The organism is Nostoc sp. FACHB-888 (assembly GCF_014696655.1).
Classification (GTDB): Bacteria; Cyanobacteriota; Cyanobacteriia; order Cyanobacteriales; family Nostocaceae; genus Nostoc.
This window is the reverse complement of sequence record NZ_JACJQM010000159.1, coordinates 1-9,732: the sequence shown is the minus strand read 5'-3', so window position 1 is coordinate 9,732 and position 9,732 is coordinate 1. Positions and strand designations below refer to the sequence as shown.

Annotated in this window: 9 protein-coding genes; 4 read left to right on the top strand and 5 right to left on the bottom strand. The window is 43.3% G+C overall.

Going from position 1 to position 9,732, the window contains the following annotated elements; translation table 11 throughout:
- The first annotated feature begins 108 nt into the window (after nucleotides 1-108).
- Nucleotides 109-357 (top strand): hypothetical protein, encoded by a 249-nt coding sequence (locus H6G26_RS34620; protein WP_190735651.1) that lies wholly within the window; start codon nucleotides 109-111, stop codon nucleotides 355-357.
- Nucleotides 358-835: 478 nt separating this feature from the next.
- On the opposite strand, the gene H6G26_RS34615 is transcribed toward H6G26_RS34620, so the two are convergent.
- Both H6G26_RS34615 and H6G26_RS34610 read right to left on the bottom strand, forming a co-directional pair.
- On the bottom strand, nucleotides 836-2,002 hold the full coding sequence (locus tag H6G26_RS34615) for a calcium-binding protein (protein ID WP_190735649.1): 1,167 nt from the start codon (nucleotides 2,000-2,002) through the stop codon (nucleotides 836-838).
- Nucleotides 2,003-2,547: 545 nt separating this feature from the next.
- Entirely contained in the window at nucleotides 2,548-3,879 is a 1,332-nt protein-coding gene (locus H6G26_RS34610) for a heme peroxidase family protein (RefSeq protein ID WP_190735647.1), read from the bottom strand.
- 741 nt (nucleotides 3,880-4,620) lie between these two features.
- Here H6G26_RS34610 and H6G26_RS34600 point away from each other — a divergent pair.
- Nucleotides 4,621-4,770 carry a hypothetical protein gene (locus tag H6G26_RS34600; protein WP_190735645.1) on the top strand — a complete coding sequence of 50 codons (150 nt, stop codon included), beginning with the start codon at nucleotides 4,621-4,623 and terminating at the stop codon, nucleotides 4,768-4,770.
- A gap of 1,041 nt (nucleotides 4,771-5,811) precedes the next feature.
- On the opposite strand, the gene H6G26_RS34595 is transcribed toward H6G26_RS34600, so the two are convergent.
- Complete coding sequence (locus tag H6G26_RS34595) at nucleotides 5,812-6,720, bottom strand: SDR family oxidoreductase (protein WP_190735643.1); 909 nt, start codon at nucleotides 6,718-6,720, stop codon at nucleotides 5,812-5,814.
- Between the two features lie 129 nt (nucleotides 6,721-6,849).
- On the opposite strand from H6G26_RS34595, the gene H6G26_RS34590 reads away from it, so the two are divergent.
- Nucleotides 6,850-7,812: a YafY family protein gene (locus H6G26_RS34590; RefSeq protein WP_190735641.1), complete on the top strand. Its 963-nt coding sequence runs from the start codon at nucleotides 6,850-6,852 to the stop codon at nucleotides 7,810-7,812.
- Here the strand turns inward: H6G26_RS34590 and H6G26_RS34585 are convergent.
- Nucleotides 7,753-8,388: an isochorismatase family cysteine hydrolase gene (locus H6G26_RS34585; protein ID WP_190735639.1), complete on the bottom strand. Its 636-nt coding sequence runs from the start codon at nucleotides 8,386-8,388 to the stop codon at nucleotides 7,753-7,755. The genes H6G26_RS34590 and H6G26_RS34585 overlap by 60 nt on opposite strands.
- Before the next feature lie 96 nt (nucleotides 8,389-8,484).
- Nucleotides 8,485-8,685 carry a hypothetical protein gene (locus H6G26_RS34580; RefSeq protein ID WP_190735637.1) on the bottom strand — a complete coding sequence of 67 codons (201 nt, stop codon included), beginning with the start codon at nucleotides 8,683-8,685 and terminating at the stop codon, nucleotides 8,485-8,487.
- A gap of 755 nt (nucleotides 8,686-9,440) precedes the next feature.
- On the opposite strand from H6G26_RS34580, the gene H6G26_RS34575 reads away from it, so the two are divergent.
- Nucleotides 9,441-9,732: DUF1565 domain-containing protein (locus H6G26_RS34575; protein WP_190735635.1), on the top strand; the 292-nt coding region annotated here is incomplete at its 3' end.

Below are 9,732 nucleotides of genomic sequence, written 5' to 3'. Positions count from 1 at the left end.
ATCTTTTTAGTTATCTCACCCCATTCAGATTAAGAAAACCAATCATTATAACACAAAATCAATTCTGCAAGAGGTCTATTTATAAATAGCAACTTAAAAAACTGATCAATGCCCAGCAAAACTATTGAAGTCCGAGAGTACACCGTTAGAGCGCACAAGCGGGAAATTCATACCCGCATTTTTAACTTCGTATGTAAGCAGTGTGAACAACCCACACAGCGAGAAACCTTTGGAGTTCGACCTCTATATTGCGAGAAATGCCGTCCGCCACAAGCACCCAAGAAATCAGTAGTCCCTCTCAAGAAGAGGAAACCCAGAGCTATGACTTACAAGAGTGGTAAAGACATAGCCGGATGATTTGTTGTCTCAAGGTTTTGAGTGAGCGCACGAAAGTGAATGAAGCAGTGCGCTCATTCGCCCAACCTAACTCAAACTGGTAAAAAGCAACAAGAATGAATGTCACCCTTGTAAAAGTGAAACCTAGTTTGGGCTATCTTGTTGGGGGTAGGGCAATACGGTTCGGTTAAGAAATTTCTTGGTTGAGGCAGGCTGGCGTTGCAGTTCGGGAAGAGAAGCGGGGTTTTATGCTTTCATATCGCATAAAAGTAAAATTCCCAATTTGGGAATGATATTTTCTAAAACAAGTCTAATACAGCGCTTCCGGCTATTAGACAATACAGTTTTCTTTTTATCCCTTTCCTATCAAAGCTTTCAGCTTTGAGGATGTACCTCATAGCTACCGGAAGTGCTGTATATCTGCGTCCGTTGGGCGGGGTGTGCGATGGCATACCCGCCCGCCAAGAAAGCGATCGCCAAAATCCCTAATTTTTTTAATCTACAGAAGAACAGCGAAATTGGAAGCGGCTAAAAGAGGAGAACCCGCAATAGTTACAAACAAACCTCCTGTACCAAAACCAACGGCATCGTTATTTTGGTTGTAGAACAAATTGCCATTGCTAGAGTTATAAACAATCTCTGCACTACTACCTTGAGCTAGAGAATCACTAGTAACTACAGCAAAGTCAGAGTCAATTAATGCACCACTAATAGTGTTGTCTAGAGCCGTAAAACTTCCTTTTGATAAACGGATGCTGTCTGTACTACTTGAAAAGTCAGTAATCTGGTCTACACCGAAAGATACGGTAAAAGGTGTTTCAGCGAAGAAACTGAAAACATCTGAATCTGTGCCTCCCGTTAAGGTGTCATTACCTGCTCCACCGTTGAGGGTATCGCTACCTGCTCCGCCATTGAGGCTATCGTTACCATCGCTCCCCCGAAGAAGATCATTGCCTGTTCCAGCGTTGAGAGTATCGCTACCTGCTTCACCATTGAGGGTATCGTTACCACTATCTCCATTGATAGTGTCGTTGCCATCTCCACCATCAATGGTATCATCTCCAGCATTACCTTCTAATTGATTGTTTTGTCCATCGCCTTTAATACTGTCACTTTCATTTGTACCGATCACATTGTCAAAGTTGACTACATCGAATCTTAATGTTCCTAGAACAGGAACGTTATTGGCAGAGATAGTTTGGGCTTGCAGGTCTGCAATGGCAAATACCCCAACTCTCGATGCAGATGCATCTATAGTGTTGTTGGCAACAGTGGCATCAGCAATAACCCTTTCTATTTGAAAGACTTCATCATTTCCAAGAACTCCGTCAGCTTTTTTAACTGTGCCTACACCTGAGAGGGTTATGGTTACACCTAGTGTGCTATAGTCTGCTACATCAATGCCAGAACCACCAATTAAGGAGTCGTTGCCATTTCCACCAATCAGGGTGTCGTCGTTAGAACCACCGTTGAGGGTGTCGTCGCCATTTCCACCATCGAGAAAGTCGTTGCCATTATTGCCAAATAGAAGATCGTTACCAATCGAACCTATAAGAATATCATTTCCATCATCACCAAGAATAACATCAGATAAAGCAGTACCCGATGTGGTATTATTGTCAACTAGATTGCCATCAAAAATGTCGGTAAAGACTGGGTTAGGCATAATTTTTTATCTAAACTTTACTTTTGCTTTTAATTTCAAAACCCTAATTTTTAAAAATAATGATGGGGTAAGAGGTGTGCTTCCACCTCTTACCCCATCAAATATGTTTCTTTCAATATTAGGAGTGAACGCCATTCGGCTTGAATAGCCTCACGGTTACAAAATGTTGACTCAACAATTGAACCTTTGCAAGGATAAAGTTTTTAGCCGAATTCAGAAGGCAGAAGGCAGGAGGCAGAAGGCACTTATAGAACCCACGTTTAAAAACGTGGGATTGAAGTAAGGACATCTTGTCTCTCGTGTCACTTTCCGCGACGCTCCTACGTCGCTAACGCTACGCTATCGCCACAAATCTTTTTATACTAGTGGGCAATAACCCACAACTAAAGTTTTTATTAGTACTTCTTTCATAAAAGCCTTCTGCCCGACGCTCGCGGACTCGCTAACGCTGCGCTATCTGCCCTCTGCCTTTCTTTGTAAGTATAATTGCACAGTGAAACTTGAGTGGAAACAAGCCCTAAGCAGCTGGCTAATGGACAGTAAGTTTATGCAACTCCAGCGAACTTCAGCAAGCTAACAATACCAAATTTCTCCTCTGCATTAACTGGCAGTGTCGGGTGCCAAGTCGGATCTGCTCTTAAGAAAGATAGGCGGTCTCCTTCTAACAGACCAATGAATACTTCTGCCACGAGCCGACCACCTACAGGGCCTAAAGTTCTGCCCTCGGCTCGTAGTTCTGCTTCTTTGAGAATATAGAACCATAAAGGTGTTTTCTGCTCCATTTCAACTCCCAAATCTTTTAAATCTTTAAGGTCGTTGTTAGTGAGAGGTTCAATGCACATTGCTTTGGCAAGCGCTTGTCCTGATGGTAAACTGAAAGTCAAATGTCGCAATAAATTTCTCTGCGCCAAAGAAGAAGGGTTGTCAGACAAGCCAGCTATAGCACTGAAAGGCAGTTGGAACAGTGCGCTTGATATCTTGGAATCAATTTTTTTGCTGATGTTGTCAGGTTCCGGGCTGCCATCTATGTGAAAGAATCTGTGCCATTCCACAAACCTTCGTAGAGCGCGCTTGCCACCAGCTAAATTGTCAGGGTTAGGGCCTGGGTTAGCCGGATCTGTACCGAACATGGCAGCACGGAACCCGCTATTGACCACGTATCCTGGTCTGACTTGGCTGTGACCAAAGCGGTATGCAGCGACAGAAAACTCTACGGGAATAAATGGTTCGTTGCGCCAATTGTAAAACTTGCGACCATTCTTAAGGATATCTTGTACCAGTTGTTCACCGACGATATGAGGTAAGAACTCATGTAGTAGAATCCATTGGTAATGCCAGCGCACCAAACGCTGTGCTTCTGCGAATGCCTGAGTGGGGTCGGTAATTCCGTCGGCGATAACTTTGTCGATTACCGCATTGTGGAATTTCAGGAACGCTAGGTGTAATTGAGAGAGAATTGTGTTTTCGTCATTGCGCGGATCGCCAATCAAAGCTGTATTTTGACTATTTCTGGGCAGGTCGTCTTTAGATTCTGCATTGGTGGGATCAAGTTTCTCAATTAAGAACTTAATCCCACGGCCATTTGGCGAATTATCGTACAAATGGGGGCTAGCAGCCGGACCAGAGCCATAGACGCTATCTAGCTCGAACCCTGGGGTACGGAAGTTGACGATTGATTCTGGGTCGTTTTGTCGTTCGAGGCTAGAAGTAGGATCGAAGGTGAGATCGTGGTCAAGAAACTGGCCAAGAAATGTAAAACCGGCTGGTAGAACAGAGGGATTATCAGGATTGTCAGCCCCTGCATCCATGATTCCACCGAGTTCTCCCAGAGTTAGTAGCGATTTTCGTACCGCTTGTGTGTCAGGTAAAAACGGCACTAGCGATGGAAAAAGTCTACCAAACCTGCCCTTATCGTAATACTTGGATCTGGGGGGACGATATCTCTCAAGTACAGTTGTCCATGTTTAGTCATTGGAATTCCTCAAAGATTGATTAAGACCTAAATAAAACTGCAAAACCATCAGGGCAAAAGCATTTAAATTACTCTTGCTCGCAACCAAATAGCGATAGTAAATAACGCTGCAAAATTGAGGATACAATTATATTGTTTGAGTAAACTTGAAGCTTAGTTTTATACCAAAGATTGTTTGGTTAAGCTCTAATAATTAATCAACTCTAATTCTGAAATTTACGCAGATGTTTACAAAACTTCAAAAACACTTTAATTGCCAATTAACCTTATACCAGTTTAATATGAAGCCGCATAGAATAAAGCTTGCAGGATAAAGTTGGAAGAAGAGACAGAAATTACCTGATCAATTGTAAGTTGGTCGAATATTTCTTGGATGCGATCGCGTAAAGCTTGTAAAGAAGAAAAAAGTTGATTTCTGAGTGGTTTTTTGAGGAGTTGCCAAAGCCTTTCAATGGGATTGAGTTCAGGGGCTGAAGGTGGTTGAAACAGAGGAATAATATTTGTAACCGTTCATAGAATCTGAAATACTACAGCCAAAAATGGGTCGATTATTGGGATCAGGTGCTGAGTAAGAAAATCTGAAATAGAACTGCATCTAAGTTTTTTAATTGCGTTAGCGCAGCGTAAAGCCAACTCTTAGAGAGGCTTGTCTGCGACACGCACTCGCGTTCGTCAACGGCATGGCAACTCTTGGACACGCTACCGCAAACGCTTAGAGCGACGTAGGAGTGTCATTGCGTTAGCGGTAGCGCAGCGTCTCGTAGAGAGGAACGAGCGTCATTGTGAATTGGTATGACCCGTCCTCATTTTTGGGTTACAGAGAAAATATTGGCTGTAGCGCAGTTAGTGAACTTTTGTAAATATTGCGTGTCGTCTGCGAAAAACTTATGAGATGGAAATGACAACTCAACAGACACGGGATCTGTCAAATTATCGGACAGGATTATTTATGAAGTTTTGTAAATAATTGATTGATTCTGCATAAATTTTTCCTTAATCCAAGTGTTATGTATAAGCTCAAACTTCAACAAACCACTCACACTAAGACTCAGGAGAGCAATTGTGTAACTCATAACAAAAACATTAGTCAATCAGGAGAAAGCAACATGATTAATAAAAGCATTAAAAAAATGGCAGTTAATCAAACAGTCCAATTTTCCTATGAAACAGTATTAATAGAAAAATTTGAAATACTTACTGACGAGCAATGTCAGGCAATATCCGAAGGTATGACTTATTATCCTGAATATAATTGTTACGAACTTGAATCATTTGAGTCACCAGCCTTTATTGGAAACGTGTATCCCTGGTCATATTCGTCATAATTTCATAGCTAAGGAATGTGTATTGAATTGTGTATTGAATAAAGTGTAAAAGTAGGCTGCGTTAGACGAAAGCACTTTACCATTCCAAGTTAAATCAGAATTGCAGGTTATTAAATTTGCGTTCTTAACCTTAATGGGTCTAAATCTCCTTCTAAATACAACATAAAAGCCTTCTGCTTCTTACCTCTTCAACAAAAGCAGACTCGCGTTAAAGGTAATACAAAGTGTTCTTGCTTGAATCCCACGTTTTTCAACGTGGGTTTTTTTTTGCTTGCGGGGGGAAAGGTTTTAAGAAGATATAAATTGCAACATTCTTTAATCTGTTGGCATTTCAGGGGATTTTGTATCCTCTCAAGGTATTTAGCATAGAAGGCAACCGCGATCGCTATTTTGGTGGTTCTAATGAGTTGTTTGGAAGAGCAAGCGAGAAGACAGTAAGTGCGCGAAATTAGAACAAACACTAATTGCAATCTGAAGGTTGCCAAAGAATACGAAGTTTTGTGACTCGAATATTACCTATATCCGGTCGCATCAGCAGGTTTACCCGCCTCCTGCACTTCATGAATGTAGCGCCACGCATCGGGTTGAGAGCCATCGAGATCGGTAAAGCCATAAACCTGTGCTAGTTGCCCACTGGAAAGCGATTGGCCATTCCAGCGCACCACTTGTGGATCACCAGCTAGATAAGCAACTGCACGCCCAACATAATGAGGCGTTTCAGAAATGATGAAGTGCGGTTCCTTTGCCGTTGCGTCCTGCCAGTTGGCTTCACTCACTCCAAAATGATCGAGCATGAGTTCCGAGCGCAACCAGCCCGGAGTCAGCGCTACGGCAGTACATTGATGCGGTTTAAGTTCTTGCGCCAATCCCCATGCCATGCGAATTACCGAGGTTTTAGCAAGGTCATAGAACATTGACAGCCGATAATTTTTATCGTTATATTCGGCAGTACCATCGGTAATTTCGACCACCAATCCACCGGGTTTCTGGATCAACAGCGGCAATGCGAAGTGGCTGGCGATCAGGTGGGTGTCGATCGCCAGTCTCAGCATTCGTAATCCTCGCTCCAAAGAAAGCTCCCACACGGGCTTGTTGAACTCCGCCAGATATTCTGCACCGATATCGTTGACCAGAACATCCAGACGGCCCTGTTCCTGCTCAACACGAGCAACAAGCGCCTGTACTTGTTTTAGGTCTAAATGATCGACTACAACAGCGATTCCTTTTCCACCAGCCTGGTTTATCAATTCCGCCGTTTCTTGAATTGTTTCAGGGCGGTTGTATTCTGATCGCACAGTAAGAGTAGTGCGTCCGGTGACATAAACGGTTGCCCCTGCTGCACCAAGTTCCACAGCAATGCCACGACCTGCACCGCGTGTTGCCCCAACTACGAGCGCAATTTTATTTTTTAATAACTGCATAATTGACCTCCTTAAATCCTGCGAGGTGGCTTAAACCATCTTTATGCAGCATAAGCTGGACTTCATGACATCCCTTGTCATATTTAGGCAGTAAAGTAAAAAGTAGTTCCGATTGGTCTTGGGATAGTTATGCGTGCTGATCGCCTCCTCTCGATCCTGATGTTGTTACAGGTTCATCGTCAGCTAACGGCGCGAGATTTAGCAGAACGATTGGAGGTGTCTGAGCGCACCATTCATCGTGACATGGATGCCCTCAGCAGTGCCGGAGTTCCGGTGATGGCAGAACGCGGTAAAGGAGGTGGTTGGAGTTTACTCGACAGCTATCAAACTACGCTGACAGGACTTAACTTGGCAGAGATTCAGGCGCTGTTTTTGCCAAAGCCCACACACCTGCTAGCCGATTTAGGCTGGAGTCAAGCATTTGAAGCGGCTCTGCTCAAACTTCTGGCAGCAATACCTGCCGCCAATCGTCAGCAAGCAGAAATGGTTAGCCAGCGGATTCATGTTGATCCAACAGGCTGGCATCGGTGGGACGAGGAAATGTCAGCATTTCCAATCTTGCAAACAGCAGTTTGGCAAGAGCGGCAAGTACATCTGAGCTATGAACGCAGTGATCGTAAGTGTGTGGAACGGTTGGTTAATCCACTTGGACTGGTTGCTAAAGGCAGTGTCTGGTATTTCGTTGCCTCGGTAGAGTCAGAGGTGCGCTCCTACCGGATTTCACGAGTGCGGGATGCTATACTTACGGATTACCCCTGTGTTCGTCCGGTTGAATTCAATTTAGCCGACTATTGGCAACAATCGATGGTTGAGTTCAAAGCCAATCTGCCTTACTATGGCGTGACGGTACGTGTTGCTCCAGAGGTTATGCCTCGGTTACGCTATGCCGGATACTTTGCCCGAATAGAACAGATTGACTCCCCCGATGCCGATGGCTGGACTCGCATCTGGCTGAGGTTTGATATAGAGGAAGCGGCTTGTGCTTATGCGCTGGGGTTTGGCGCACAGATGGAGGTGATTGAGCCATTAGAATTACGCGAACGCGTTTTGCAAGCAGCAAAAAAGACGATCCTGTTTTATACTGAACATTAAATTAAAAACGCACAATTTCTTAGAATTTATCTTCTCTGTTTTGTCTAATGGTGCAGCTAGAAAACCCTCAGAAAGACCTGCCTCACGCAGACGAAAAGCACCAATATTCCGACTGAGTACAGCCAAACCCGCTAAGTGTGCTTGTAAGCCTGCTGTACTAGCGCAGCAATCAGTTAATACGATCGGTTCAATGCCAATATCGAAAAAATCCATCGCTATCTTCAACACACACATATCAGTGTCAATCCCTAAGATGAAAACTCTTTCAAAACAGTGCCCTCTAAAGTAGTCTGCCAGTTCATTCGGTATACCGCATAGCCCCAACTTAGAAAAAACTACTTCTGGTTTAACCCAAGGTTCTAGTTCTGAGGCAATATTAGTTTCTGGCTCATGCGTACAGCTATGCCAATCAAGGAATTTTTGATAAGGGCCATCAGGTGCGTTGATAAATCTAGTAAACAAAACTGGTGCATACTCACCTCGCTCAATTAAATGAGCAACTCGCTGCGGGATGTGATGAGTGAATTCATTGATAAAACCGGATTGAACATCAACAACGATTAATGGATCAGACATGGGAAAAGCAATAAATAATGATGGTGAATCAATCAAACTCAGGTAAGCTGTACTTTCTAAAAATTAAATTTTGATCTAAGTGATTCTGGACGGCTTTTAGCTGATATTTATATGTGTGCCGATTGCTGGGCGATTAAAAGATTCCCAGGCATTACCACCTCTGAGGAAAACTTCCATCCAATGCATCTGTTCAGCTTGTGCATTAGTCCAACCACTGCTACCAGGCGCAAAAGCTAACTGTCCAGTTTCCACTGGCTTTACTACCATCGCTCTTGGTTGCTTTGTGTTTGCTCTCACCAATTTGCATCCCTACAGTATCACTTTGGTGTGTCTTGGTGTCCTCATGCTTAATAGTGGTTTTTAAGTTACCGTAGCCATCAATATAAGCTATACAGTTAGACGGCACATCAGGGATATCACAGCGGGGAATCTCCTCGCTAAAGCATCAGGTTGACCTAGAGCGAGCAGCCCAGACGGCTTTTCAGCTTTTCAAGCGTGCCATTCACCTCTGCTCCTTCTTCCCCTCAAGCTTGTAAGAAATGCGGAACTGGCAAATTCTCAGACTATTTCTTTATGAAGCTACGCCAATTTTTTTGGCTTCTTATTTCCTCCTTTGTTTGTATCCTAGCCTGCGGGAAGCATCGTTTCTTTAAAAATTTTTAGAGAAACTTTATCAAATCCTTGCACAAAAGGCTCTCCACTGCCATATCACTCTGGAAATTAACAGGACTCTACCACGACATCTCCATAAGTTTTTGGCATTTGTTGTAAAAAATGCAACACATTTCAGAATATTTACTGAAGTGCATCGCTTGTGTAAAGGTTAGTTTTAATACATGAGTTCCCAAGGCTCAGTTACACCGCGTACAACAAGTTCGACGAAGTTGTTACATTAGTTCCCTTAAGTTAAGGGGTAAACCTACTAAAGTTTCAACCAATTCAAGTTTGACCACTCAACAAACGCAGAGAAGACAGAAAATGTCTCCGGCTTTGCGCTGTTTATTACTGAGAACGTACTACCAATTCACCTTACACATATTCGGAGTAAAACAATGGCTGGCAAAACATACTACGTTTCTGGAACAGGTAATGATAAAAATGATGGCTCGAACCAGAAAGCCGCATTTCGCACTCTCCAAAAAGCTGGGGATTTGGTGAAAGCAGGTGATACCGTCTACGTGATGAATGGTACTTACACAAATCCTTATGCAAACATTTTAAGTATCGACAATAAAAATGGTAGTGCCAATGCGCCGATTACTTTTAAAGCATTGTCAGGGCACAACCCAGTTTTAGCTACAGATAAACATAATTGGAATGCCATTTCAATCACTGGGTCTTCTT